This is a genomic window from Kribbella polygonati (assembly GCF_050320105.1).
Taxonomy (GTDB): Bacteria; Actinomycetota; Actinomycetes; order Propionibacteriales; family Kribbellaceae; genus Kribbella.
This window is the reverse complement of the sequence record NZ_CP190129.1, coordinates 3,702,562-3,728,426: the sequence shown is the minus strand read 5'-3', so window position 1 is coordinate 3,728,426 and position 25,865 is coordinate 3,702,562. Positions and strand designations below refer to the sequence as shown.

21 protein-coding genes are annotated in these 25,865 nt (G+C 69.7%); 12 read left to right on the top strand and 9 right to left on the bottom strand.

Annotation, left to right across the window (positions count from 1 at the left end):
* Nucleotides 1–85: 85 nt before the first annotated feature.
* Both lepA and ACQHIV_RS17660 read left to right on the top strand, forming a co-directional pair.
* Nucleotides 86–1,975 (top strand): translation elongation factor 4, encoded by a 1,890-nt coding sequence (gene lepA, locus ACQHIV_RS17665; RefSeq protein WP_427895648.1) that lies wholly within the window; start codon nt 86–88, stop codon nt 1,973–1,975.
* Nucleotides 1,972–2,874, top strand: coding sequence for an aminoglycoside phosphotransferase family protein (locus ACQHIV_RS17660; RefSeq protein WP_427896518.1), 903 nt, complete (start codon nt 1,972–1,974; stop codon nt 2,872–2,874). The genes lepA and ACQHIV_RS17660 overlap by 4 nt, the downstream gene beginning before the upstream one ends.
* A gap of 90 nt (nt 2,875–2,964) precedes the next feature.
* Here ACQHIV_RS17660 and ACQHIV_RS17655 read toward each other — a convergent pair whose 3' ends face one another.
* Together ACQHIV_RS17655 and ACQHIV_RS17650 are read right to left on the bottom strand one after the other, a co-directional pair.
* Nucleotides 2,965–5,496 (bottom strand): YfhO family protein, encoded by a 2,532-nt coding sequence (locus ACQHIV_RS17655; protein WP_427895646.1) that lies wholly within the window; start codon nt 5,494–5,496, stop codon nt 2,965–2,967.
* A complete protein-coding gene (locus tag ACQHIV_RS17650; RefSeq protein ID WP_427895644.1) occupies nt 5,493–6,467 on the bottom strand; it encodes a glycosyltransferase in 975 nt (324 codons plus the stop codon). Before ACQHIV_RS17650 ends, ACQHIV_RS17655 begins: the two co-directional genes overlap by 4 nt.
* Nucleotides 6,468–6,594: 127 nt before the next feature.
* Between ACQHIV_RS17650 and ACQHIV_RS17645 the strand changes: the two genes are divergently transcribed.
* Nucleotides 6,595–7,188, top strand: coding sequence for a TetR/AcrR family transcriptional regulator (locus ACQHIV_RS17645; RefSeq protein ID WP_427895642.1), 594 nt, complete (start codon nt 6,595–6,597; stop codon nt 7,186–7,188).
* Here ACQHIV_RS17645 and ACQHIV_RS17640 read toward each other — a convergent pair.
* Entirely contained in the window at nt 7,176–8,102 is a 927-nt protein-coding gene (locus ACQHIV_RS17640) for an SDR family NAD(P)-dependent oxidoreductase (RefSeq protein WP_427895640.1), read from the bottom strand. The genes ACQHIV_RS17645 and ACQHIV_RS17640 overlap by 13 nt on opposite strands.
* Nucleotides 8,103–8,202: 100 nt before the next feature.
* Here ACQHIV_RS17640 and ACQHIV_RS17635 point away from each other — a divergent pair, with 100 nt between their 5' ends.
* From ACQHIV_RS17635 to ACQHIV_RS17615, 5 genes are read left to right on the top strand one after another with little or no spacing between them, the layout of a single operon-like run.
* Nucleotides 8,203–8,781, top strand: coding sequence for a TetR/AcrR family transcriptional regulator (locus ACQHIV_RS17635; protein WP_427895639.1), 579 nt, complete (start codon nt 8,203–8,205; stop codon nt 8,779–8,781).
* Nucleotides 8,778–10,196 (top strand): MFS transporter, encoded by a 1,419-nt coding sequence (locus tag ACQHIV_RS17630; protein WP_427895637.1) that lies wholly within the window; start codon nt 8,778–8,780, stop codon nt 10,194–10,196. Before ACQHIV_RS17635 ends, ACQHIV_RS17630 begins: the two co-directional genes overlap by 4 nt.
* A gap of 42 nt (nt 10,197–10,238) precedes the next feature.
* Complete coding sequence (locus ACQHIV_RS17625; protein WP_427895635.1) at nt 10,239–10,865, top strand: MOSC domain-containing protein; 627 nt, start codon at nt 10,239–10,241, stop codon at nt 10,863–10,865.
* Complete coding sequence (locus ACQHIV_RS17620; RefSeq protein ID WP_427895633.1) at nt 10,862–12,088, top strand: MFS transporter; 1,227 nt, start codon at nt 10,862–10,864, stop codon at nt 12,086–12,088. The genes ACQHIV_RS17625 and ACQHIV_RS17620 overlap by 4 nt, the downstream gene beginning before the upstream one ends.
* 24 nt (nt 12,089–12,112) lie before the next feature.
* The gene (locus tag ACQHIV_RS17615) at nt 12,113–13,318 is read left to right on the top strand and encodes an MFS transporter (protein ID WP_427895631.1); all 1,206 of its coding nucleotides are present in this window, start codon (nt 12,113–12,115) and stop codon (nt 13,316–13,318) included.
* On the opposite strand, the gene ACQHIV_RS17610 is transcribed toward ACQHIV_RS17615, so the two are convergent.
* Genes ACQHIV_RS17610 through kduI form a run of 3 tightly spaced genes read right to left on the bottom strand, consistent with a single transcriptional unit; the run spans nt 13,297 to nt 15,648 of the window.
* Nucleotides 13,297–14,052 carry an IclR family transcriptional regulator gene (locus ACQHIV_RS17610; RefSeq protein WP_427895629.1) on the bottom strand — a complete coding sequence of 252 codons (756 nt, stop codon included), beginning with the start codon at nt 14,050–14,052 and terminating at the stop codon, nt 13,297–13,299. The genes ACQHIV_RS17615 and ACQHIV_RS17610 overlap by 22 nt on opposite strands.
* A 19-nt stretch (nt 14,053–14,071) precedes the next feature.
* Complete coding sequence (locus tag ACQHIV_RS17605) at nt 14,072–14,827, bottom strand: SDR family oxidoreductase (RefSeq protein WP_427895627.1); 756 nt, start codon at nt 14,825–14,827, stop codon at nt 14,072–14,074.
* Complete coding sequence (kduI, locus tag ACQHIV_RS17600) at nt 14,824–15,648, bottom strand: 5-dehydro-4-deoxy-D-glucuronate isomerase (RefSeq protein ID WP_427895625.1); 825 nt, start codon at nt 15,646–15,648, stop codon at nt 14,824–14,826. The genes ACQHIV_RS17605 and kduI overlap by 4 nt, the downstream gene beginning before the upstream one ends.
* A gap of 140 nt (nt 15,649–15,788) precedes the next feature.
* On the opposite strand from kduI, the gene ACQHIV_RS17595 reads away from it, so the two are divergent.
* The 3 genes from ACQHIV_RS17595 (at nt 15,789) to ACQHIV_RS17585 (ending at nt 18,786) form a co-directional block, all read left to right on the top strand.
* Complete coding sequence (locus ACQHIV_RS17595; RefSeq protein ID WP_427895623.1) at nt 15,789–17,288, top strand: sodium:solute symporter family protein; 1,500 nt, start codon at nt 15,789–15,791, stop codon at nt 17,286–17,288.
* A 37-nt stretch (nt 17,289–17,325) separates the two neighbouring features.
* Nucleotides 17,326–17,511, top strand: a complete 186-nt coding sequence (locus ACQHIV_RS17590) for a tautomerase family protein (protein ID WP_427895621.1) — start codon at nt 17,326–17,328, stop codon at nt 17,509–17,511.
* Between the two features lie 243 nt (nt 17,512–17,754).
* Entirely contained in the window at nt 17,755–18,786 is a 1,032-nt protein-coding gene (locus ACQHIV_RS17585; protein ID WP_427895619.1) for an aspartate-semialdehyde dehydrogenase, read from the top strand.
* On the opposite strand, the gene ACQHIV_RS17580 is transcribed toward ACQHIV_RS17585, so the two are convergent.
* Nucleotides 18,774–20,354, bottom strand: coding sequence for a peptide-N4-asparagine amidase (locus tag ACQHIV_RS17580; protein WP_427895617.1), 1,581 nt, complete (start codon nt 20,352–20,354; stop codon nt 18,774–18,776). The two genes, ACQHIV_RS17585 and ACQHIV_RS17580, sit on opposite strands and share 13 nt — an antisense overlap.
* A gap of 108 nt (nt 20,355–20,462) precedes the next feature.
* On the opposite strand from ACQHIV_RS17580, the gene ACQHIV_RS17575 reads away from it, so the two are divergent.
* A complete protein-coding gene (locus tag ACQHIV_RS17575; RefSeq protein WP_427895615.1) occupies nt 20,463–22,298 on the top strand; it encodes an AMP-dependent synthetase/ligase in 1,836 nt (611 codons plus the stop codon).
* A gap of 57 nt (nt 22,299–22,355) precedes the next feature.
* Here the strand turns inward: ACQHIV_RS17575 and ACQHIV_RS17570 are convergent, their stop codons facing one another.
* Nucleotides 22,356–24,596, bottom strand: a complete 2,241-nt coding sequence (locus tag ACQHIV_RS17570; RefSeq protein WP_427895613.1) for a choice-of-anchor P family protein — start codon at nt 24,594–24,596, stop codon at nt 22,356–22,358.
* A gap of 158 nt (nt 24,597–24,754) precedes the next feature.
* Entirely contained in the window at nt 24,755–25,630 is an 876-nt protein-coding gene (locus tag ACQHIV_RS17565; RefSeq protein WP_427895611.1) for an alpha/beta fold hydrolase, read from the bottom strand.
* Between the last annotated feature and the right edge of the window lie 235 nt (nt 25,631–25,865).

Here is a 25,865-nt window from a genome sequence, read left to right as displayed (position 1 = left end):
CCCCGCCAGCGATTTTCGAATCTGCTGGACCCGCATGGGATGATTGACCGGATATACCACCCGAGACCAGAACTGGACCCCCTCCGTGCCCGTTGGCCCCACGAAAGTGCCGCAGCCGGGTCGTACCGACCCGTCGCTGATCCGGAACTTCTGCATCATCGCCCACATCGACCACGGCAAGTCGACGCTGGCCGACCGGATGCTGCAGATCACCGGCGTGGTCGACGACCGCTCGATGCGGGCGCAGTACCTCGACCGGATGGACATCGAGCGCGAGCGCGGCATCACGATCAAGTCGCAGGCGGTCCGGCTGCCGTTCACGCCCGGCCCGGAGACCCCCGGCGGACTGCTGGCCCCCGACGGTACGACGTACATCCTGAACATGATCGACACCCCCGGCCACGTCGACTTCACGTACGAGGTGTCCCGGTCGCTGGAGGCGTGCGAGGGCGCCGTACTGCTGGTCGACGCGGCGCAGGGGATCGAGGCGCAGACCCTGGCGAACCTGTACCTCGCGCTGAACGCGGACCTGCACATCGTCCCGGTGCTGAACAAGATCGACCTGCCGAGCGCGCAGCCGGAGAAGTACGCCGCGGAGCTCGCCAACATCATCGGCTGCAGCCCGTCCGACGTGCTCAAGGTGTCGGCGAAGACCGGCGAGGGCGTCGAGGACCTGCTCAGCGAGATCGTCGCGCAGATCGACCCGCCGAAGGGCGTCAAGGACGCACCGCCGCGGGCGCTGATCTTCGACTCGGTGTACGACACGTACCGCGGCGTGGTCACCTACGTCCGGGTGGTCGACGGCGAGCTGACGCACCGGGACCGGATCAAGATGATGTCGACCGGCGCGGTGCACGAGATGCTCGAGGTCGGGGTGATCTCCCCGGAGCCGATCAAGACGCAGAGTATCGGCGTCGGCGAGGTCGGTTACCTGATCACCGGCGTGAAGGACGTCCGCCAGTCCCGCGTCGGTGACACCGTCACGTCGAACGTCAACGGCGCCACCGAGGCGCTCGGCGGCTACAAGCACCCGCAGCCGATGGTGTACGCCGGTCTCTACCCGATCGACGGCGACGACTACCCGACGCTGCGGGACGCCCTCGACAAGCTGCAGCTGAACGACGCGGCCCTGCAGTACGAGCCGGAGACCTCGGGCGCGCTCGGGTTCGGGTTCCGCTGCGGGTTCCTCGGGCTGCTGCACATGGAGATCGTCCGTGAGCGGCTCGAGCGCGAGTTCAACCTGGACCTGATCTCGACCGCGCCGAACGTGGTCTACCGGGTCGAGATGGAGGACGGCACCGAGCACGTCGTCACGAACCCGAGCGAGTTCCCCGAGGGCAAGGTCGACGAGGTCTACGAGCCGGTCGTGAAGGCGACGATCCTGAGCCCGAGCGACTACATCGGCGCGATCATGGAGCTCTGCCAGCAGAAGCGCGGCGCGCTGAACGGCATGGACTACCTGTCCGAGGACCGGGTCGAGCTGCGCTACACGCTGCCGCTGGCCGAGATCGTGTTCGACTTCTTCGACCAGCTGAAGTCGAAGACCAAGGGCTACGCGTCGCTCGACTACGAGCCGACCGGCGAGCAGGCCGCGCAGCTGGTGAAGGTCGACATCCTGCTGCACGGCGAGACCGTGGACGCGTTCTCCGCGATCGTGCACCGCGACAGCGCCTACGGGTACGGCGTGGCACTGGCCGGCAAGCTCAAGGAGCTGATCCCGCGGCAGCAGTTCGAGGTGCCGATCCAGGCCGCGATCGGGTCCCGGGTGATCGCCCGCGAGACCATCCGGGCGATCCGCAAGGACGTCCTCGCCAAGTGCTACGGCGGTGACATCACCCGGAAGCGCAAGCTGCTCGAGAAGCAGAAGGAAGGCAAGAAGCGGATGAAGATGGTCGGCCGCGTCGAGGTCCCGCAGGAGGCCTTCATCGCCGCCCTCCGGACGTCCGACGCCCCGGAGAAGGCGGGCAAGAAATAGAGATTCCGGAAGGCCTGCTCGTCGTCGCTTCGCGGGGGCAGGACTGGGCCGATTGGCTGGATCGGCTGCCGCGGCTGACCAGGGAGCTGCTCGACGAGTGGGGCCTCCAGGTCGACGGTACGCCGGCGTACGGCAACTGCGCGCTCGTCGTACCGGTGCTTGCCGAGGGCAAGAGCGCCGTCCTGAAGGTCCAGTTCCCGCACTGGGAGGCGGAGACCGAGCACCTCGCGCTGCGGGACTGGGCCGGCAACGGCACCGTCCAGCTGCTGCGCGCGGACCCGCGCCGGTTCGCGCTGCTGCTGGAACGGCTGCACCCGCGCGACCTGACCACGATCGACGCGCTGGACGCCTGCGAGATCGTTGGCCAGACCTACAAGCGGCTGCACGTCCCGGCCGGCCCGCAGTACCGGACGCTGTCCGGCGAGCTGACCCGCTGGGTCGAGCGGTTCCGGCAGCTGCCCGCCTCCGCGCCGGTGCCGCACCGGTACGTCGAGCAGGCGATCTCGCTGGCGTCGGACTTCATCGCGGACCCGGCCACCGACGGGCGGCTGATCCACACCGACCTGCACTACGAGAACATGCTCGCCGCCGACCGTGAGCCGTGGCTGGTGATCGACCCGAAGCCGCTGTCCGGCGACCCGCACTTCGAGGTCGCGCCACTGATCTGGAACCGCTGGGACGAGGTCACCGCCGCCCACGACCTGCGGTTCGCGGTCCGTCAGCGGTTCTGGACGGCGGTCGACGCGGCCGGGTTCGACGAGGACCGCGCCCGCGACTGGGTGATTGTCCGGCAGATGCTGAACGTGCTGTGGACACTGGAGTCCGCCGACACCGACGAGTCGCTGCCGCAGGACTGGCTGACCCGGAACATCGCGATCGTCAAAGCGATCCAGTCGTAGCGCGGGGTACACAAGAACAGGACATGTCGCCTGCCGGGGTAGTGCACCTGAGCGTGGTCGGCCCCGCGCGTACACCGTCTCGCCGGTGTACTACCTGTCGGTCTGTACCCCTCGTCGCCGCAGTGCCAGCACGCCGGCTATCGCCAGTAGCCCGAGGAGAGCGAGCGCACCGACGGCCAGCCCCATCCGCGCGCCGACGGGCCGGTACGCGCACGACACCTCGGACGCGCCCGCCGGCGCCGCGACCGCGAGCAGACCGCCGCGGGTGCTCGGGCTGCGGCCCGCCTTGCCGTCGACCGAGCAGCGCCAGCCGTCGATCCGCACCACCGCGATCACGACCGCCGCGGCGTCGCCGGGCTGCAGCCGGACGTGGATGCTGTGGCCGCCGGCGTTCACCGCGGACGCCTTGCTCGCGCTGAGCTTCGCGACGGCGGCGTCGAGCCGGTCCTTGTGCAGGCAGCCGATCGGCGACGACGGCAGCTTGGTCCGGGCCGCGAGCCGGAGCGTCACGGTGACCTTGCCGTCGGCGCCGGCGGTCCCGATCCGGAGCATCGGCGCGCCGGAGTAGATGCCCGGGCTCTTCGCGGTCGGCGCCAGGTTCGACACCCAGCCGCGCCCGTCGAGGAGAACCTCGCCCACGTACGTCGGCGCCGCGAACCAGATCTCCGACCCCGGCGTACACGTCGCGTGCAACGTCGTCTCGACCGGCCGGGTGGCACCGGGGGCCGGCGTGATCGTCAGCCCGCCGCGCCGGTCCGAGACCGTCGCGTCGGGATCCTTCTCGCCCAGCACCTTCGGGATCGTGTAGACGTCGGCGCCCAACGCCGTCTCCTGCGCCCCGAACGGCCCGGGATCGCCGGACGTGAAGGGCTTCACGGGCCGCACGGTCACCAGCGGCGGAGCGTCGTACGTCTCGAGCTTGGGTACGTCGTCGTCCCCGACGACCACCCGGTGGTGGATCGCGAACGCGGCGTCGACGACCGGGTTCTGCGGGTCGATCGTGGCCCGCCCGTACGAGCTGTACCCGAACCCGAGGTCGAGCAGCTGCTGCGAGACCCGGTCCGGGATCGTGCTCGAGTAGTACTGCGGTCCCTGCCCGCCCATCAGCATCGGGTCGTTGACCGTCTGGTCCGCACCCGGCGCCGCACGGTACGTCGGCCAGTCCGCCGTCGACTCCACCAGGCCGCGGATCGCCGTGTGCCGGTCGCCCCACGGCGCCTTCGCGCTGAGGATCTTGCTCCGCTGCGCGTCGATCGCCGCCGACGACACCGAGACCTCGGCGACGACCGCGCCGACCAGCAGCGCCACCGCGACCGGTCGCAGCCGGTCCGGCCGGCGGCTCGCGAACCACGCGCCGACGGCGATCACGAGCAGCAGCGGTACGACGATCCGCGTGGTCGTGGTGGTGGTCCGGAAGTTCCACACGACGGCGTACAGCACGAGGACGACGCCGACCGGTGCCGCGACGGACAGCGCCGTCTGGAGGCCGGCGGCGGCGGACTGCCAGCCGAGGATCACGAGCAGACCGGAGACGATGAACGCCTGCCGGTACTGGCTGCCGTTCGGGGTGTCGAACCCGTGCCACACGTCGTGCGTGAAGTCGATCTGCATGCTGAGCACGGTCAGCGCGACCGCCGCCGACCACACGATCCGCTCGCGGCCGGGAATCGCCCGGTTGAACGGAAAGCTGACCGCGAGCAGCAACAGCACCGTGCCGACCGCGAGCCCGGGCGTTGCCCCGACACCCTCGCTCCCAGGCAGCAGCCGGGCGAGGAAATCCACCATGCTGATCGGTTTGAAGGCCGCGTCCGGGCTCGGCCGCGCCGCCTGGACGATCCGGAAGGTCGGCAGCAGGAACGGCGCGGCCAGCCCGATACCGATGCCGACAGCGACGATGCACCGCAGGCCGCCGGTCAGCCGGTCGCGCAAGGACACGGTGGCGTCGTACGCCAGGATCCGTGCCACCACGACGATCGCGGCACCGATCGTTGCCATGTACACCGTGTAGAAATGCGACGTCCACAGCAGCGCGACCACAAATGGGGTGACGAGCAGCGACACCAGCGACCTGCGGCTCAGGATCCACTCGCAGAGCAGGCAGATGATCGGGAACGCGACCAGCCCGTTCAGCCAGACGCTCATGTACGCCGCGTCGTCGATCGCCCAGCCGCACGCGCCGTACGAGATGCCCGCGACGACCGCGATCCAGGCCGGACCGGGCCGCAAACGCCGCAGGTACGCCGTCATCGCGCCGGCCGCGAGCCCGATCGCCAGTACGTCGACCAGGAACAGCGCGAGGTCGATGTGGTCGCGCGGGAACAGCAGCACGACCCACGACAGCGTCGAGCCGACGTACGCCATGAAGTCGCCGAGGAAGGGGACGCCGAAACCGCCCGACCAGTTGAAGAAGAGGTCACCAACACCCTGGCCGGTGAGCATGTCGCGGTAGTGCGCGTACATCGGGACGAACTGCTGACCCAGGTCGTTGGTGCTCCGCGGACGGTCCCCGAACGGGTACGTGCCGCGGATGATGCCGCTGATCACGAACGTCAGCCCGGCCGCCACAGCGGCGGCAAGTGCCGGCCACTGCCGGCGTACCCGGGCCGCGAAACCCCGGTTCATCCCACGGTCCGGAACTCGTCCGGCATCCGCTCCATCGGCTCGAGCAATTGCGTCGGCGCGGGGTGTTTGAGGTAGCTCAGCCGCGCGGCCTCCTGCCGGTTCCGGCCGATCGCGTCGAGCAGGTACCCGAGCACCACCAGCAGGATCGCGATCAGCCCGATCGACGACGCGAGGATCGCGGTCGGGAAGCGCGGCACCAGGCCGGTGTCGAGGTACTCGAGGACCACGGGTACACCGAGCACCAGCGCCAGCAGGCCGGACACGACGGCGAGGACACCGTGGAACAGCGTCGGGCGCTCGAGCCGCGCCAGGTGCAGGATCCAGCGCAGGATCCGCACGCCGTCGCGGTAAGTCCGGAGCTTGCTCTCCCCGCCCTCCGGCCGCTCCTTGTACCCGACCTCGACCTCCGCGACCGGGACCCGCAGGTGCAGCGAGTGGATGGTCAGCTCGGTCTCGATCTCGAACTCCTGCGACAACGCCGGGAACGACTTCACGTACCGCCTCGAGAACGCACGGTAGCCGCTCAGCATGTCGGTGATGTCGCGACCGAACAACGTGCCCACGGCACCGGTCAGCATCCGGTTGCCGAGCGTGTGCCCGGGCCGGTACGCCGCCTCGTTCGAGTGCCGCCGGACGCCGACGACGTGGTCGTACGGGCCGGTGAGCAGCACCTCGACCAGCTCGGCCGCCCGCGCCGCGTCGTACGTGTCGTCGCCGTCGATCAGTACGTACACGTCGGCCTCGACGTCGGCGAAGGCACGACGTACGACGTTGCCCTTGCCCTTGCGTGTGACCCGCCGGACGATCGCGCCGGCCTCCGCCGCGATCGCGCCGGTGCCGTCGGTCGAGTTGTTGTCGTACACGTAGATCCGCGCCGTCGGCAACGAGTCGCGCAGCTCGGTGACGACCTTCCGCACCGCCGCTGCTTCGTTGTAGCACGGCACGATCACGGCGATCTCAACAGCCCCCACAGCTCCTGTCCCCTCAATCGATCTCCCCCCGAGGTACATACGAGAGATGCTCCGGGACGCCGGTTTGGTTGCGTGAATCGCCAAAAATTCTCATCTAGACCAGAAATGAGCCACTAGACTCCAGAACGTGACCGTCGTGAACCGCAGAGCCCGCAGCCCGCGTGGGTCGGGGGAGGACCTGCGGGAAGCGCTGGTGACCGCGACGGCCGAGCTGCTCGAGACCCAGGACCTGAACTCGCTGTCGGTACGGACGGTCACCTCGGCGACCGGTGTCAGCCCGACAGCGCTGTACCTGCACTTCACCGACCTGGCGGAGCTGCTGCGCGCGGTCAAGGCGCGCTTCTTCGGCGAGCTCCGCGACAGCCTGCTCGCGGCCGGCGGTGACGTCCGCGCGTTGGCGAAGGCCTATCTGCGGTACGCGCGCGAGCACGACGGCCGGTACGCCGTGATGTTCCACGCACACCGCCGTACCGACGCGCCGGCCACGCCCGCGGCGGAGCTGGTCGAGGTCGGATGGGCCGCGTTCGAACCGCTGATCGCCGCGGTCCGCGCCGTACTCCCGGACGCCTCGGACGACGAGGTCCGCGAGACCTCGCTCGAGCTGTGGATCGCCCTGCACGGCCGGGCCCAGTTGAGCGTGTCGATGCCGTGGTTCGAGCTGCCGGACGAGGACCGGTACGTCGACCGCCTCGTCCGGCAGATCGTTGGTCAACCCGCGTAGGCGGTCTTCCCGCCGTCGATGACCAACTGGGACGCGGTCAGGTAGGGGAAGTCGTCGGACGCGAGCGCCAGGGCGAAGACGGCGATCTCGTTCGGGGTCGCCATCCGTTGCAGGCCGTGGACGTGGGTCTTGCCCCAGTTCGCGGCCAGGGCGTTCCAGACCGGGTCGGGGACGTTCATCATCCCGGCCAGCCGGCGGACGAGTTCGGTGTTGGTGGTGCCCGGGATCAGGGTGTTGATCCGGATGCCGCGGGCCGCGTAGTCGTGCGCGGCCGACTGGACCAGGCCGACCGGGCCGCGCTTGGTCGCCGTGTACGCGGACCGCTTCTCGGTGGTCGCGATCGCGTTCGACGACGAGGTCACGACCACCGTGCCGCCGCCGCGCTTCAGCAGGTGCGGCACCTCGTACTTGAGGGCCAGGAAGTTGCCGCGCAGATTGGTGTTCGTCACGTCGTCCCACTCGGCGGTCGTGTACTCGTGCAGCGGCCGCTCGATGCTGATCCCGGCGTTGTTGAAGCACACGTCGAGCCCGCCGTACCTCGCCGCGATCCCGTCCACGAACCGCCGTACGTCGTCCTCGACGCGGACGTCGGCCCGCAGGTACGTCGCCTCGCCGCCGGCCGCCCTGATCTCGGCCTCGACCTGCTTCCCGAGCTGCTCGCGGCGCCCGCAGAACCCGACCTTGCCGCCCTCGGCCGCGAACAGCAGCGCGGCCGCGCGGCCGATCCCGCTGGTGGCGCCGGTGATCAGCACGACCTTGTTCTCGAACCGTTTGCGCGCCGAGGCCTGCATCGTCGGCGGGGTGTCGCTCTGGGTGAACGCGACGCCCGCGGCCGCTCCGGCCGCCGCGGCGGCGACGCCGGCCACGGCTCCGGTGGTGATCACTCGGCGGCGGCTGAATCGCTGGTCTGTCATCTGGTCGCTCCCTCTCATGGTTTACGAGTGTAAATATACACATGTAAATGTAATGCGGGAGACATTGTGGTGAGTAGTTACTACCTACTAACTTCGGACTGTGGCGACACGGATGAGTGGGCAGGAACGACGGGAACAGGTGCTCGGGATCGCCGAGCAGGAGTTCGCCGCGGCGGGGCTGTACGGCGCCTCGACTGAGACGATCGCGCGCCGGGCCGGGATCACCCAGGCGTACGTGTTCCGGATGTTCGGGACGAAGAAGCTGCTGTTCCTGGCGTGCGTGGACGCGGCGTTCGAGCGGATGCGGCTCGCGATGGTCGCCGCGGCCGGCGGGACGCACGGGATCGAGGCGCTGACGGCGATGGGTCAGGAGTACAACGACATGCTCGCCGACCGTACGACGCTGCTCCTCCAGCTCCAGGGCACCGCCGCCGCGGCCGCCGGCGACGGCGAGGTCCGCGACGCCGTCCGCACGAGCTTCGCCCGCCTGTGGCAGTCGGTCGCCGACACCGCACAACTGGACCCGGTCACGGTGAAGGCCTTCCTCGCCTTCGGCCAACTCCTCAACACCAACGCAGCCCTCGACCTCCCCCAGGTAGACGAACCCTGGTCCCACCAAGCCAGAACCCGCATCAAACCAGGCCTCTTCACCCACATCACCACCGAAACCAACCGATGAACACGCACAGGAATGCGGACGGCAGCCCGGCCGTGGGTGCTGGTCGTGCCCCCCGCCCCTCCCCAAGCTTGCTCGTGGGGTTTCTGGTTTCTGTTGGGTTGGTGGGGGCTGTCATCGGGAGCTTGGGAGCTCCGTTGATCACCGCGGTGGCCGAGGCTTACCGCGTTTCGTTGGTGGCTTCGCAGTGGACGTTGACGATTGCGTTGCTGGCGGGGGCGGTGGCTACGCCGGTGTTCGGGCGGTTGGGGGCCGGGCCGCGGCGGCGGGGCGTGGTGTTGTGGATGCTCGGGGCGGAAGTTGTCGGCAGCCTCCTGACCGTGTTGCCGTTGCCGTTCGCGTTCCTGCTGATCGGTCGCGCCCTGCAGGGCTCCGGGCTCGGGCTTGTCGTGCTGATGATGGCCATCGCCTGCGACCACCTCGACGAGCACCGCGCCACCCGGACGATTGCCCTCCTCTCGGTCACCACCACCGCGGGCATCGGCATCGGCTACCCGTTGTGCGGTCTCCTCACGGACCTCGCCGGCGTACGGACGGCGTACGGGCTCGGCCTCCTCATCACCGCGGCCGCCTTCGCCGCGGCGTTCGTCGTACTCCCACCAGCCCCCGACCGCCCGCCGGCCCGCCTCGACGTCCGCGGCGCGGTCCTGCTCGCGATCGCCCTCCCCGCCCTCCTGCTGGTGATCGGCGAAACCACCCTCTGGACCGACCACCCCGCCCTCGCGATCATCGTCCTACTGGCAGCCGTCCTCCTGCTCATTGGCTGGACCTTCCTCGAACTACGCACCGAACACCCCCTCGTCGACATCAAGCTCCTCCGCCACCCCGCGGTCGCCGCCGCCAACCTGGTGATGCTCACCGGCGGCGTCGGCATGTACCTGCTGTTCAGCCTGATCACCCGCTACGTCCAGACCCCCGCGCCCGCCGGCTACGGCTTCGGCCTGAACACCTTCCAGGCGGGCCTCGTCCTCGTCCCGTTCTCCGTCCTCGGCTTCGTCGCCGGCCGGCTGGTCCCGCAGTGGCGCGAGCGCCTCGGCGCCCGCCTGTTGCTGGCGGCAAGTACCGCGTTCGTCCTGGTCGCGTTCGTACTCTTCGCGCTCGCCCGCTCACACCTGGTCGAACCGATCGTTGCCATCGGCATCCTCGGCTTCGGCGTCGGCGCGTTCTCGGCCGCGATGCCCTCGGTTATCCTGGCGGTCACCCCGAAGGCCGAGACCGCCAGCGCGATGAGCGTGAACGCCGTCGTCCGCACCGTCGGCTTCTCGACCGGCAGCGCACTCGGCGGCCTGATCCTCGCCGTCCACACCACCGGCGTCTTCCCGCACGAGTCCGGGTACGGCGCCGCCGCCTGGATCGGCGCCGCCGCGACCGCCGCGACGCTGCTGATCATCGCCGTACTGCCACTCGGACCCCGCTGAAAACCGGTGGAAACGCCCGCGGCGGCGGGAGAGGATGCCGGTATGCGCGTGCTGACGGTCAACGTGGTCGAGGAGCTGATCCCCGGCCCGAAGGAGACCGGCTTCACCGCGATCGACAAGCGGCCGCAGCCCGGCCGGGTCCGCGTCGGCGAGCTCGGGCTGGCCGGCGACCGGGTCTGCGACACCAAGAACCACGGCGGCCCGGACCTCGCCCTCTACGCGTACGCCGACGAGGACGCGAACTGGTGGGCCGGCGAACTCGGCCGCGACATCCCGACCGGGCTGTTCGGCGAGAACCTCCGCACCGAGGGGCTGGACGTGAACGGCGCGCTGCTCGGCGAGGTCTGGCGGATCGGGCCCGAGGTCGAGGTGATGGTGCGCGCGCCGCGGATCCCGTGCATCACGTTCCAGCACCGGATGCAGCTCCCGCGCTGGGTCAAGCGCTTCCACCAGGCCCGGCGGCCCGGTGCATACCTGAAGGTGCTCCGCACCGGCTCGATCGGCGCGGGCGACCCGATCGAGATCGTCAGCAGGCCGGACCACGAGGTCACGGTCGCACTCATGTTCGCCCTGGAGGATCCGGTCAGGATGCAGCGCATGCTCGACTCCGGCGTCGATCTGATGGAGGAGCTGCGCGAGAACGCGCAACGTGTCGTGGCGCGCGGATGAGCGCGCCCGCTCAGGGTGTGTTGCCGGCTCCCGGACCGTTGCGTCCGCTCGCGCTAGCCACCCTGCTGAGCCGGGTCGGGAACGGCCTGCTGATGACGGTCAGCGTGCTGTACTTCAACCGGATCGTCGGCCTCAGCATCGCGCAGGTCGGCCTCGGACTCACGATCGCCGGCCTGTTCGGCCTGCTGTCCGCGGTACCGCTCGGGCATCTCGCGGACCGGCGCGGCCCGCGCGGGCTGTTCGTCGTCCTGAGCCTGCTGGTCTGCGCGTTCTCGCTGGTCTACCTGTTCGTGCAGAACTTCTGGCAGTTCCTGGTCGTGAGCATCGTGCTGACGATGATCGACCGCGGCGCGGGTGCGGTCCGGGCGGCGCTGATCGCCGCGGTCACCACGGGCGCCGGCCGGGTCGCGGCGCGGGCGTACCTGCGGGCCGTCACGAACATCGGCATCATGGTCGGCGCGGGCATCGGCGCGTTCGCGCTGCACTTCGACACGGGTCCGGCGTACCGCCTGATGTTCGTGCTCGACGCCGTACTGAGCAGCGTCGCGGCGTTCGTCGTACTGGCGATCCCGCGGGTCGCGCCGCAGCCGCACGACGACGACGGGCCGGTGTGGATCGCGCTGCGGGACCGGGCGTATCTCGCGGTGGCGGCGCTGAACGCGGGGATGAGCATCCACTTCGCGGTCCTCGACGTCGCGATCCCGCTGTGGGTGGTGGACCACACGGACGCGCCACGCTGGACGGTCGCGGTGCTGCTGATCATCAACACCGTGGTGGTTTCGCTGTTCCAGGTACGGTCGTCGCGCGGCATCGCCGACCCGGCGACGGCGGCCCGGGCCACCCGCACCGCGGGACTGTTGCTGTTGGCATCGATGGTGCTGATGGCCGGCGCCACCTGGGGCAACGCGGTGGTCGCGGTCGCGCTGCTCGCGGTCGGCGCGTTCGTCCAGGTGATCGCCGAGCTGCTGCAGTCGTCGGGCTCGTTCCTGCTCAGCTTCGACCTCGCGCCCGGTCACGCGCAGGGGCAGTACCAGGGCGTCTGGAACACCAGCATGTCGATCAGCACGATGGTCGCACCCACGGTCCTCGCGCTCCTCCCGCTCGGCCTCGGCGTACCGGGCTGGATCATCCTCGGCGGGTGGTTCGCGGTCGTGGGCGTGCTGTTCGTCCCGGTGGTCCGGTGGGCCGAGAGCCGTCGAGGCGCCGCACTTGTTGCGACATAGTCGCAGATAGCTCATGATGGGCCGGTGAGGAAGCTGCTACCGGCTCCGGGCCCGCTCCGCCCGCTGGCGTTGGCGACCCTGCTCAGCCGGGTCGGCAACGGCCTGCTGATGACGATCAGCGTGCTGTACTTCACCCGCGTCGTCGGGTTGTCGATCGCACAGGTCGGCCTCGGCCTGACCGTTGCCGGGCTGTTCGGCCTGCTGGCGAGCATCCCGTTCGGCCACCTCGCCGACCGTCGCGGACCGCGCACGCTGTTCGTCGTGCTCAGCCTGCTGATGTCCGCGGCCGCTTCGCTGTACGTCGTGATCGGCACGTTCTGGCAGTTCCTCGCGGTCGCGAGCGTTGTCGTCCTCCTCGACCGTGGCTCGAACGCGGTCCGGTTCGCACTGATCGCCGGCGTCGTCCAGGGGCCGGAACGGGTCGCGGCGCGCGCGTACCTGCGGTCGATGACCAACATCGGCGTCACCGCGGGCGCCGGCCTCGGCGCGGTCGCGCTCTCCGTCGGTACGGCGACGTCGTACCGGGTGATGTTCGGCGTGTACGTCGTCCTCGGCGTGGTCGCAGCGCTCGTCGTCCTCGCCGTACCGCGGGTCGCCCCGCAGCCGCGTACCGACGGACCGGTGTGGATCGCGCTCCGCGACCGCGGGTACCTCGCCGTGGCCGCGCTGAACGCCGCGATCTCCGTGCACTTCTCGGTGATCGACGTCGCGATTCCGCTGTGGGTGGTCGAACACACGGACGCGCCGCACTGGGCCGCCGCGGTACCGCTGATCGTCAACGCGGCCGGTGTCGCCGTACTGCAGGTCCGGGCAGCGCGCGGGATCGTCGACACCACCTCGGCCGCGCGGGCCACCCGGACCGCCGGGCTCTTACTGCTGGCATCGATGCTGCTGTTCGCGGCCGCGTCGGTGGGGGATGCGATCGTGGCCGTCGCTGTCCTGGTGGCCGCTGCCGCGGTGCAGACGGCCGGTGAGCTGCTGCAGTCGTCGGGCTCGTTCCTGCTCGGTTTCGACCTCGCCCAGGAGCAGGCGCAGGGTCAGTACCAGGGCGTCTGGAACACGAGTACGTCGGTCAGTTCGATGGTCGCCCCGACGATCATGGCGCTGCTCCCGCTCGGTCTCGGCGTACCGGGCTGGATCGTCCTCGGCGGGTGGTTCGCGGTTGTCGGCGTCCTGTTTGTGCCGGTGGTGCGGTGGGCGGCAGCGCGTCAGTTGGTCGGTTCGCGGTAGCCGAGCGCGGCGGAGATCTTGCGGGCGGCCTCGAGTGCGGCGGGGGCCATGAGGGCGACCTGGGCGATCGACTGCTCGAGTGAGAGCGTGGAGATGCTGACGGCGGCGATCGCGGCGCCGGTGTGGTCGTGGATGACCGCGGCGACGCAGCGGATGCCGGGCTCGTTCTCCTCGTCGTCGAGCGCGTACCCGCGGGCGCGGGTCTGCGCAAGGTCCGCCTTCAGCGCGGCCGCGGTCGTGTGCGTGAGCGGCGTACGGGCGGGCAGGCCGGTGCGGGTGATGTGGACGTCGAGCGCCTCGTCGTCCTTCTCGGCGAGCAGCGCCTTGCCGATCCCGGTGCAGTGCAGCCAGATCGCCTTGCCGACGCGGGACGGCATCCGGTACGGCTTCGGGCCGTCGAGCCGCGCGACGTAGATCGCCTCGTCGCCGTTCAGCAGTCCGACGTGCACCGTGCAGCGGGTCTGCGCGACCAGATCCGCGAGCACCGGCCGGGCCACGGTCGCCAGGTCGACGTTCGTCAGCGCGTGCCCGGCGAGCCGGAGCGCCTTCGGACCGGGGTGGTACGACCCGTCGTCGGCCTGCGTGACGAACTCGTGCTCGACCAGCGAGGCCATGATCCGGTGCACGGTCGACTTGGCCAGACCGGTCGCGTTCACCACGTCGGTGAACCGCGAATGCTCAAGTACGGCGTCCAGCACCATCAGCGTCTTGTCGATGGCCGAGGGCGAACTCATGTCGGACATCCTGCCACCCCTATCTCGCCAGCCAGCCACCGTCGACGGCCAGAACGTGCCCGTTGACGTAATCCGCCGCGCCGGACGCCAGGAACACCGCGGCGCCGACGACGTCCTCCGGCCGCCCCCAGCGGCCGGCTGGGATGCGCTCCCGGATCGCAGCCTCGCGGTCCGGGTCCGCCCGCAACTCGGTGGTGTTGTCGGTACTGATGTACCCAGGCGCGATCGCGTTCACCTGAACACCGCTGGGACCCCACTCGTTGGCGAGCGCCCGGGTCAGGCCGGCCACCGCGTGCTTGCTGGCCGTGTACGCCGGAACCCGGATCCCGCCCTGGAAGCTGAGCAGCGACGCGATCGTGACGATCTTCCCGGCACCGCGCTCCGCCATCGCGGCCCCGATCGGGCGGGTCACCGCCCAGGTGGAGTTCAGGTTCACGTCGATCACGTGCTGCCAGTCCGCGGCCGTGGTCCCGGCCGCGGGTGCCCGCCGGATCGTGCCGGCGTTGTTGACCAGGATGTCGACGGTCCGGTGGCCGGCGATCCGCAGCGCCGCCCGTTCCACCTCGGCCGGGTCGGCGAAGTCGGCGGTCACCACGGTCGCGTCGCCGCCGCCGTTCCGCTTGATCGCCTCGAGGGTGTCCTCGAGGGCCCCGTCCCGGGCCAGCAGGATCAGCTCGGCGCCGGCCGCGGCGTACCCGGCCGCGATCGCGGCGCCGATCCCGCGTCGGGCGCCGGTGACCAGCGCGGTCCGTCCTTCGAGACTGAAGGACGTCACCGCAGGTCCCGGACGTCGACACCGTCCATGTCGCCGAACGCCTGGTTCTCACCGGCCATCGCCCAGACGAAGCTGTACGACGACGTGCCGCAGCCGGAGTGGATCGACCAGCTGGGGGAGATGACCGCCTGCCGGTCCGCGACCAGCAGGTGCCGGGTCTCCTCGGGTTCGCCGAGCAGGTGGACGATCCGCTCGGACTCCGGGAGCCCGAAGTACAGGTAGCACTCGGTCCGCCGGTCGTGGGTGTGCGCGGGCATCGTGTTCCAGGTGCTGCCCGCGTGCAGGGTCGTCACGCCGAGCACGACCTGGCAGCTCCGGACGCCGTCCGCGTGGATGAACTGGTCGATCGTCCGCCGGTTCGCGGTCAGCGGGTCGCCGGCCTCGATCCGGTTGCCCTCGCCCGGGTTGATCAGCGCGACCGGGTACGTCGTGTGCGCAGGCGCCGAGAACACGTAGTACGCCGCCTCGGGTCCGTCGAAGACGACCTCGCGAACGCCGCGTCCGACGTACAGGCAGGCGCCGGTGGTGAGCTCGTACTTCGTGCCGTCGGCGGTGACCGTGCCGGGTCCGCCGACGTTGACGATGCCGGCCTCGCGGCGTTCGAGGAAGTACTCGCTGCGCAGCTCGGGGTAGGTGCCGAGGGTCAGCGGGCCGTCCGTCGGGCGGGCGCCGGCGAGCACGATCCGGTCGTGGTGGGTGAGCACCGCGGTGACGGTGCCGGGGACGAAGAGGTCGTCCACCAGGTAGTGGCGGCGCAGTGCGGCCGTGTCGAAGCCGGGCAGCTGCTCGGGATGGGTGGCGTGCCTGATCTGCAGAGTCACGGAACAAGGTTCTACTCAGCAGAACTGCCTGTCAACGCTGGAACAGGTCCAGGAAATGTTCCAAGTTCCGTGTCTTGACACTCGGTTCTGTTCGGTGGAACCTCTCAAGCACTCGCCCAACGCCCCTGGGAGGATCCCCGATGACCGCTGTGGACTGGACGGTCCTGGCCGGCTACTTCGTGCTGATGGTGCTGATCGGGATCTGGTCGCGCACCAAGATCAAGACCGTCGTCGACTACTTCACGACCGGAGGCCGGATTCCCTGGTGGCTGTCCGGCATCTCGCACCACATGTCCGGCTACAGCGCGGTGATGTTCGTCGCGTTCGCTGCCGTCGCGTACTCGTACGGCATCACCGTCTACGTCTGGTGGGCGATGACGATCGGGATCGGCGTCGGCATCGGCGCGTTCCTGTTCGCCGCCCGCTGGAACCGGCTGCGCGCGAAACACGGGGTCGTGTCGCCGCTGGAGTACCTCGCCCGGCGGTACAACCTGCCGACCCAGCAGGCGCTCGCGTACTCCGGCGCCGCGCTCAAGGTCGTCGACATCGCGTCCAAGTGGGTCGCGATCGCCGTACTGCTGAACGGCTTCACCGGCGTACCGATCCGGTGGGGGATCCTGCTCACCGGCGTGGTGACGATGCTGTACGCGACGCTCGGCGGGCTCTGGGCCGACGTACTCACCGACTTCGGGCAGTTCGTGATCCAGTTCGGGGCCGGGGTCGCGATGTTCGTCGGGGTGCTGCGCCACCTGGACGGCGTACCGACGCTGTGGAAGATGTGGGACCAGTTGCCGGCCGGCCACGGGCACGCGCTGAACGGGCCGTACACACCGATCTTCCTGATCGCGTTCCTGTTCATCAAAACCTTCGAGTACAACGGCGGCATGTGGAACCTGGCGCAGCGCTACATGGCCGCGCCGTCCGGCTCCGCGGCGAAGCGGTCGGCGTTGCTGTCGTCGGCGTTGTGGCTGGTGTGGCCACTGATCCTGTTCATCCCGATGTGCGCGGCGCCGCTGCTGGTGCACCCGGGCAAGCCCGAGCAGTCGTACGTCGCGCTGTCCCAGCTGCTGCTGCCGAGCGGGCTGATCGGGCTCGTGCTGGCGGGGTTCTTCTCGCACACGATGGCGATGGTGGCCTCCGACGCGAACGCGATCTCGTCGGTGATCACCCGCGACCTCGCGCCGGTGCTGGTACCGCGGGTGCGGCAGCTGACCGACGGCGCGACGCTGAAGATGGCGCGGATCGTGACGTTCACGTTCGTGACGGTCAGCATGCTGATCGCGATCGCCACCAACGGGGAAGGCGTCGTCCTGAAGATCGTCGTCGACCTGGTCGCGGCGACGATGGGGCCGATCGCGATCCCGTTGATGCTGGGGCTGCTGCCCTGGTTCCGGCGGAGCGGATCGCGGGCCGCGCTGGCGTCCTGGGCGATCGGGCTGATCGCGTGGGCGATCGTCAAGTACGGCGTCGGATCCACCGACCAGACGCTGGTCGTCGCGTTGCCGCTGGCAACCTCGCTGGTGGTGTACGTCGGCCTCGGCTTGCTCGCCCCGGAGCACCGGCCCGAGGTCGACGAACTGGTCGACTCGCTGAACACAGACCCCGAGGTCACCGCGCACGCGGCGGCGGCCCGGTCCTGAAACACTGTTCGAAAACAACCCACAGGAGAACCGCCTGATGCCGAACATCACCGTCGAACTGCTCTCCGGCCGCACCCTCGACCAGCGCCGCGAGTTCGTCACCGCCGTCACCGACTCCGCGATCGCGATCCTCGGCGCCAAGCGCGAGGCGGTCCGGATCGTCTTCACCGAGATCGAGAAGACCGACGTCGCCAACGGCGGCACCCTCGCCGCCGACGCCTGACCCGGACCGCCAGGCCATCACAATCGCCCGATCCGCCGGCAGCCGAGCGTGAACCGGCCCGCCCCCGAGCGATTGTGATGGCCCGGGCGTCCGGACCCCAGACACTCAGCAACCCGCGCGCGCGGGCGGCCTCCCGCCTGCGGCGGACGTGCAGGCCGCGTCTGCCTGCGGTTGGTGAGTGCTGGGCGTCCGCCCGCTGAAATGTGGGGGCGGGAGCTGTGGGCACCTACTACTCTCGGTCGTATGCGAGTAGGTGTGTTCGGAGCCACGGGTCAGGTCGGCGGGGTCATGCGCGAGTTGCTGCTCGAGCGTACGTTCCCGGTCGACGAGGTGCGGTTCTTCGCGTCCGCGCGGTCGGCCGGTACGAAGCTGCCGTTCGGCGACCGGGAGATCGTCGTCGAGGACTCCGCGACGGCGGACTTCACCGGGCTGGAGCTGGCGCTGTTCTCGAACGGGAAGACAGCGTCCAAGGAGCTCGCCCCGCGGGTGGCCGCGGCCGGTGCGGTCGTGGTGGACAACTCGTCCGGCTGGCGGATGGACCCCGACGTGCCGCTGGTCGTCTCCGAGGTGAACCCGGACGACCTGAACACGATCCCCAAGGGCATCGTCGCGAACCCGAACTGTACGACGATGGCCGCGATGCCGGTCCTCGCCCCGTTGCACCGCGCCGCCGGGCTGACCCGGCTGGTGGTGTCGACCTACCAGGCCGTCTCAGGCTCCGGTGGGGTCGGCGTCAGCGAACTCGAGGACCAGGCGCGTGACCTGGCCGTGGCCGGCGGCAAGCTCGCCCGCGGGACCGAGGGCATCACGCTCCCCGAGCCCAAGGTGTACGCCGGGCCGATCGCGTTCAACGTGCTCCCGCTGGCCGGGTCGATCGTTGCCGACGGCACCGGTGAGACCGACGAGGAGCAGAAGCTCCGGAACGAGAGCCGGAAGATCCTGCACCTCCCGGACCTGCCGGTCGCCGGTACCTGCGTCCGGGTCCCGGTCTTCACCGGCCACTCGCTCAGCATCCACGCCGAGTTCGCCGAGCCGATCACCCCGGCGGAGGCGACCGAGTTGCTGGCGGCCGCTCCGGGGGTGTCGCTCGCGGACCTCCCGACCCCGCTGCTCGCGGCCGGCCAGGACCCGTCGTACGTCGGCCGGATCCGCCAGGACCAGTCGGTCCCGGGCAACCGCGGCCTGGTCCTCTTCGTCTCCAACGACAACCTCCGCAAGGGCGCCGCCCTCAACGCCGTCCAGATCGCGGAGCTACTCGCCGCTCAGCAGCGGTAGAAATCCTTCGTGTAGACGCCGTTCACCGCAGCCAGCGTGTGGTCGTAACACCCGTGGCCGGTCGCCCGGAAGCGTACGGTTTGGGCGCCGGTCGCGTGGCGCTGGTCGCGCGGTACGCCGTAGATCCAGGACGCGCGGCCGTCGTACGTCTCGGTCGTGGTGAGGCCGGGCGTACGGATCGTGTCGTGGATCTTGAGGTCCGTGACCACGTCGTACCCGCCGGGGATCGTTGCGTTGGGCAAGAACGTCAGTAGGCCGTCCTTGCCGTAGTCGAGGTCGGTACGGTGCACGCGGCCGTTGCTGATCGTGGTCTCGGTGTCGCGCCAGTTCGCGTCGAGGGCGTCGTGGGACTCACCCGCATCCCAGGTGTGCTTGGAGACATTGCTCAGGTTGCGCTCGACGGTGGTGTGCATCCGGCCGGCCGAGGTGTCGACGTACCCGCTGATCTTGAGCGTGCGGGACGCGGTCAGGTTGACAGAGCCGGTGCCGGTGACTTCTGCCTTGGCGAGCGGGCTGACGGCGTACGACGTGAGCGCGCCGGTCGTCCGGGCGCGGTGCGCGTCGGTCCACACGTGCAGGTTGGGGACCGTGAACCAGCCGGACTGGCCCGCCGGTACGCCGTCGACGTGGAGGCGGAACTCGTGCGGCTTGCCGTCGGCGAGCAGGCCGGCGAACGGCGTCAGGTCGTACGTGACGGGCTTGATGTCGAACGCGCGCGGCGCGGGGGAGGGCCGCCACTCGTACGGGTTCGACCAGCCGCCGGTGTAGATGTACGGGTACGGCAGGGCGATGCCGGCGAGCTTCCCGTCGATGCTCACGTCGACCTCGCGGTACGGCGAGCCGTCGGGGCACGAGTACCCGGTCGAGGCCGGCGCGGACGTGTCCCAGAACTCCTCGCAGCCGCCGCCCGATCCCGTGACGTACACCTCACCGAGGACCCGGGTCGTGTTCTCCGGGAGGGTCGCCGTACCCGTCAGATCTGCGCCGTCACGGGTCTGGTCCTGCAGCGGGAGCACTTCGTCGGCCGTCTTGGCGGCGGGCGTACGGCGGTCTGTCGTGTAGAAGTCGAGTGTGACCTTGATGTCGAGGACACCGGTGTACGTGTTGTCGACCACGTTGCCGAGCTCCATCACGACCGGCTGCGTCGTCCGGAGCAGCGGGCTGTACGACGTGACGTCCTTCTCGACGTTCCACTCGATGCCGTCGGCGCTCGGTTCCGGCGTCGAGGTCCGGAACACGCCGACGCCGCCGATCGTGAGGTGCCCGAGGCGGTCGTACTGCACGCCCTTGACCGCGCCGTGCATCCGCAGCACGACCTTCGACCACGGCCCCTGGCAGCCGGCCGGCGGTGTGTACGTCGACCGGTACGGGTCGAAGTTCCGGAACTGATTGTCGACAATCCGCACTTCGCAGTGCCGTGTGTGCGGGACCGCGACCGCCGGCGCGGGCGTCCGCGGGTCGTCGTAGTCGGAGCCGAACTCGGCCGGCGGGGCCGCCGCGCGCACCGGGATCCCGATCGCGAGCAGCAGGACGGATAGTGAGGCGGTTACCACCGACCGTATGCGCATGTTGCGGAAACGTAATGGAGAAGGTTCAGGTGGGCAAGCGAGTGGCATGGTCAGCCGCGTGGATTGCTATTACTGTCCGGTTTACTTGACCCCCGATGGAGGCCAGTCATGACGCCTGTCGCCGATCCCGGCCAGCTCGCACTCCTCAGCAACCGCAAGGGCACCATGGCCCAGATGTTCCTGGACCGGGTGGCGGCCACGCCTGAGGGGGAGGCGTTCCGATTCCCGCGCGGCGACCGGTGGACGTCGGTGACCTGGCGGGAGACCGAGGCGCTGACCCGGCGCCGGGCCGCCGGCCTGATCGCGCTCGGGGTCGAACCTGAGCAGCGGGTCGGGATCGCCGCGAGCACCCGGATCGAGTGGATCGAGTGCTACCTGGCCGCCGTCCTCGCGGCCGCCGCGACGACGACGATCTACCCGTCGACGATGGCCGCGGACGTGGCGTTCATCGTGGCCGACGCCGACGTACAGGTGGTGTTCGCCGAGGACGCCGGCCAGGTCGACAAGCTCCGCGAGCACCGGTCCGAGACGCCGTCGCTGCGCAAGGTCGTGCTGCTGGACGGGACGCCGGAGGAGCGCGACGGCGACTGGGTGATCGGGCTCGGCACGCTGGACATGCTCGGCGACGACTACCTGGCCGAGCATCCGTCGATCGTCGACGACCGGATCGCCGGCATCGAACCGGACACCTTGTGCACGCTGATCTACACCTCGGGGACGACGGGCCGCCCGAAGGGCGTGCGCCTGCCGCACTCGGTGTGGACGTACGAGGGCGCCGCGGTCGAGGGCATGCGCGTGCTGTCCCCGGACGACCTGCAGTTCCTCTGGCTGCCGCTGTCGCACGTGTTCGGGCAGGTCCTGCTCGCGGTCCAGTGCCAGATCGGCTTCGCGACCGCGGTGGACGGCCGGATCGACAAGATCGTCGACAATGCGGCGATCGTCCAGCCGACGTTCATGGCGGCGGCGCCGCGGATCTTCGAGAAGGCACACGCCCGGATCCAGACGATGATCCAGTCCGAGGGCGGCGCCAAGGCCAAGCTGTTCGACTGGGCGTTCGGGGTCGGCGCGAAGGTCTCCGCGCTCCGCCAGGACGGCCGTGAGCCGTCGGGTCTGCTGGGCGCGCAGTTCGCCGCGGCGGACCGGTTGGTGCTCTCGAAGATCCGGGACCGGTTCGGCGGCCGGATCCGGTTCTTCGTGTCCGGGTCCGCCGCCCTCGACAAGTCGCTGGCGGAGTGGTTCCACGCCGCCGGGCTGCTGATCCTCGAGGGGTACGGGCTGTCCGAGACGTCGGCGGGGTCGACGCTCAACCGGCCCACGCAGTACCGGCTCGGCAGTGTCGGCCCGGCGTTCCCCGGCACCTCGTTCAAGGTCGCCGAGGACGGCGAGATCCTGATCAAGGGCGACGGCGTGATGAGCGGGTACCACAACCAGCCCGAGCAGACCGCCGAGGTGCTGGACGCCGACGGCTGGTTCCACACCGGCGACATCGGGCACTTCGAGGACGAGTTCCTCTACATCACCGACCGCAAGAAGGACCTGTTCAAGACGTCGGGCGGCAAATATGTCGCGCCGCAGGTGATCGAGGGCCGCTTCAAGACCCTCTGCCCGTACGCGAGCCAGTTCATCGTGCACGGCAACCTGCGCAACTTCGTCTCCGCCCTGGTCACGCTCGACCCCGACGCGATCGTCGGCTGGGCGGAACAGAACGGCCTCGCCGGCAAGCCGTACGCCGAGATCGTCACGTCCGACGCCGCCCGCGCGATGGTCCAGGGCTACGTCGACGAACTCAACGCCGGCCTGAACCGCTGGGAGACCATCAAGAAGTTCACCATCCTCGACCGCGACCTGACCATCGAGTCCGGCGAGATGACCCCCAGCCTGAAACTCAAGCGCAAGTACGTCGAGACCGAGTACGCCGCCGTACTCGACAAGATGTACGAGTAGCCTGTCCGGGAGGCACCGCGGACGGCGCCTCCCGGACAGTGCCTCCCGGACAGCGGATCAGCCGACGCAGTTGTGCACGCCGGTAGTGGCCGAGGCGATCACGAGATCCACCTTGCCGTCGAGTGCCGTCAGGTGCAGGGCAGCGACCGACTGGCCGTGGTCCGCGTTGGCCACCGGCTTGCGTTCGTTGGTGGTCAGTCGGATGCCGGCGACCGTGGTCGTGCTGTTGAGCTCGGCGGAGACCGGGATCCGCCGACCGCCGACGTACAGCCCGGCCAGGTCCGTGGTGGCAGTGGCACCGGCACAGGTGCTGGAGGACCTGGCGGTCGCACCACGGACCTCGACGACGGGCAGCCCCGGAATGCCGATCGTCGTGCTGTCGACCGTCGACGATCCGACGGAGGTCCCCGGCGCGAGGCTCGTTCGAACCTGCGGGCACAGCGCCTTCGTGGTCACCAGAGCGACGACCCCGACGTCCGCCGTACAGCCCGTCGTGGTGGTGAAGGCCTGTGCGACGCGGATCTCCTTGGTGTCCGGCTGCGCCGGAAGCTCGACCTTCGCGAGCAGCGGTACGTCGATCGTGCCGGCGACGCCGTACGCCCGGCCGGTGTAGTACTCCAGGAGCACGCTCGCCGACTTGGAGGACGACAGGTAGAAGTCGTCACCAGTGAACGACACCGAGACCGGGACGGTCGCTGCCGCGTTCAACGGCTGGTTCACCGCGGGGATCGTGCAGCGTGCTCTCCCGGCGGAGTCAGTCGTCCCCGTGCACGACTGGCGGTTGCTTCCGTTGCCGAGGGACAGCCGCAGGCTCCGCCCGGCGACGGCCGGGCCGTGGTACTCACGCAGGACGCCGGAGAGCTGAGCGGCCGTTCCGTTGGCGACCCGCTTCGGCCCGGTGTACGCGACCTGTGTTGCCTGGTGCTCGACCGTGAACGAGACGAAGCTCGAACTCGCGGCCGTCCCGTGAGCGCCGAGGTAGCGCAGCGTCAGCGTGGTCGGACCGGACTTCTGCGTCGGCGTGAGGACACAGGACGCGACCCCGTCGGCGTTCGTCGTCCCGGTACAGGTCTGCGTCCCACCACCGAGCCCGAGGACGAACTGGATCTTCGCGCCAGGTATCGGCGTCGTCGGTTCGCCGGCCCGTGTCCGTGGAGCACCTGACGCCGCAGCGGCCGTCGCCGTACCGCCGGTCAGCCGCGCGGCGGCCGTGAACGGCACGTGGTACTTGATGTTCGTCGGGCCGATGTAGTTCAGCCGCGTCGGCTGGACGTCCGGCTCGTGCAGGGCCAGGATGCCGGTGGTGCGCTGGCGCTCGACGCCGGGCTTGGACCCGGGCGTGTACGACACGGACAACGGACCGTAGCCGGCGCCGACCGTCACGCCGTCCCAGTCACCCTTTCCGTCCTCGCTGTGCAGGAAGTGTCCGGCAGCGCGGATCTCCTCGAACTCGGCCGGGCAGCCCGGAGCGCCGATTCGGTGCTGCAGGTCGATCTCGACATAGCCGACCAGGGGTTTCGGCAGGTCGGTGCCGTCCTGAGGCTCGTCGACGACTCGCCAGACGGTGGCGTTGTTCTCCGGGTTGGTCGACTCGGGCTGGACCAGGTCGCTCACGTCCTGGGCCGGCTTCCCGTTCAGCGTGCCGCCGCCGGGGAAGTACGTCCAGGCCGCCTCCGACGTCTTCCCGGGGTTGTAGCACTTCTCGTTGTAGTTGCCGAAGTCGATGGCGGCGATGTCGTCGAGCGGTTCGCCCTTGGGCTTGGGCTCGCCGAGGAACTCGAAGTTCCACGACAGTACGGCGACGTCGGCCATGTAGGTGTAGCCGGGCGAGGTCTCGTGGAAGAACAGCAGCTCACAGGTGAAGCGAACGTTCTTCGTCGCTTTCGGGCATTCGCCGTTCCCGCCGTCGAGTTTCCGTGGCGCCGACGCGGCGTTCGGTGCCGGTGAATCCTGTGCGGCCTGGGCCTGCTTCGGCGTGACGCCGCCGATTGTCAGACCGGTGCCGCCCAACGCGGCAAGGTTCTTCTCGAGGCCGACGTAGTCGCGGCGGCCCGGTTTCAGGTATTTGGTGAGGACCTTCCGGAGCGCCGCGTTGCGGGCGTCGGCTTTCGCCGGCGTGGTCGTCGTACTGGTCGGTCTCTTGACGCGGCTCGCCGCTGCGTCGTGGGCGGCCGTTGTGCCTTGTATGGAAGGCTTTTCGTGGGTCGCGGCCTCCGACCCGGAAATGCTGAGTGTGCCTAGGAGTAGTGCGACAACGGTGACAAGGGCAGCCCGAGGGCGGCCCGGTTGTCCGAGCATGTGAGTGTCTCCTCCGACGTGGTCGTTCTGGAGCTACTGTTTGTGCGCGTACCGGTCGTGCGACGGAAGTCCGTGATGTTACGCACACAGGGGTTCACTCGCAGAACGACAGCGTCAGGTCCGCGCTCGCAGTATTTCCGGGCGGCAGGTCCAGGCGTTCATCGGGCGAGGAACTTGCGGATCGACTCGACGTACCGGGCCGGCTCTTCCTCGTCGATCGAGTGGGCCGAGTGCTGGAAGATCTCCAGGGTCGCCTGTGGGAGGCGGGCGGCGAGGTCGCGGGGGATGTCGAAGCCGACCTGGCGGTCCCAGAGGCCGGCGAGGATCAGGGCCGGGAGGTCGAGCGCGGCGAGGTCGTCGACGAGTTCCGGGCGTTCGTTGCCGACCAGGGCCATTGCCACGTCCATGTTGGGCGGCGGGGCGTTCTCGTCGTCGGCGGGGATGTTCGCCGGGTCGTGGTAGAAGAAGGCGGCCGCGTTCTCGCTCTGGGCGATCGCGCCGAGCGCGGCGATCGTACGTTCCAGTGGTTCGGTGATGCTGTCGAGCTGGGTGCGCAGCGCGGTCCGTTCGGCGCCGGTCAGCAGCGGGTCGACGGCGCCCGGGCGCATCGTCCACAGGCCGGGGTGGAGCGGGTCGGCGAGCGGCGGGGCGTGCAGCACCAGCCGGTCCACATGGTTGCTGTGGGCAACGGCGTACTCGGCGGCCAGCAGGCATCCGAACGACACGCCCCACGGGACGACCCGCTCGGCGCCCAACGCCGTACGCAACTCGTCGAGGTCGGCGACCAGACGGTCCATCGTGTACGTCGACGGGTCGGACGGGCGCTCCGTACGGCCGCAGCCGCGCTGGTCGTAGAACACCACCGGGACGAATTCGGCGAGCGCGTCGCCGACCGAGCGCTCGACGCCGTACGAGCTCTCGCCGGGGCCGCCGTGCAGCAGGACCAGCGGCGTACCGCCGTGGCCGGCACCGGCCACGCGCACCCAATGGCCGACCCCACCGGCGGAGATTGTCCGTACGCCGTCGCTCAACATGCCGGTGAGCATACGCGCGGCCCAAAGGCATGGTGGACTGGCTGCACACATGGGGGAGTCCAGGGGATGACGAGCAGCGGTGACCCGATCTTGTTCCTCGACGTCGACGGCACACTGCTGCCGTTCACCGGCGATCCCGCCGGCCGGCGACTCGTCGAAGGCGTCGGCGCACGCCTGGCCGCGCTACCGTGCGAACTCGTCTGGGCGACAACCTGGGGCGAAGACGCCAACGTCC